1 pseudogene is annotated in these 571 nt (G+C 62.3%); it reads right to left on the reverse strand.

Annotation, left to right across the window (positions count from 1 at the left end):
* Positions 1-571, reverse strand: a pseudogene (locus tag EOA85_RS36795) (TIM barrel protein); the annotation flags it as partial.

Genomic DNA, 571 nt, shown 5'->3' on the forward strand with positions numbered 1-571 from the left:
CAGGTCGAAGACGTCCTCGCCCGGATGGATCTCGTAGCCAACATCGACGCCATTGTCCTCATAGACGTCGAGGATCGGTTTCCAGCGTTTTCCCAGTTCGGAAAACGCTTCCTCGATCAATCCCGCCGGCCGTTGCGGCCACGGATAAAGGTAGGGAAACGCCAACGCTCCGCAAAACGACACCGACGCCTTGAGCCCGAGGTTCTTCGAGGCCTTGGCACCGAACTTCATCTGTTCGACCGCCTATTGCTGCCTGGCCTTCGGATTGTTGTGCGCCGCAGGCGGCGCGAAGCCGTCAAACTGCGCGTCATAGGCCGGATGCACCGCCACCAACTGCCCCTGCAGGTGCGTCGACAACTCCGTGATCGCGACGCCGGCATCGGTACAGATGCCCTTCACCTCGTCGCAATAGGCCTGGGAAAACGCCGCTTTCTCGAGGTCGAACAGCCGGCTGTCCCAGGTCGGGATCTGCACGCCCTTGTACCCAGCCCGGCCGCCCATTTGGTGATCGAGCCCAGCGAATTGAACGGCGCGGCATCGCCCGCAAACTGCGCCAGGAACAGACCAGGCC

Origin of the sequence: Mesorhizobium sp. M5C.F.Ca.IN.020.29.1.1, assembly GCF_003997375.1 — a bacterium.
GTDB lineage: Bacteria > Pseudomonadota > Alphaproteobacteria > Rhizobiales > Rhizobiaceae > Mesorhizobium > Mesorhizobium wenxiniae.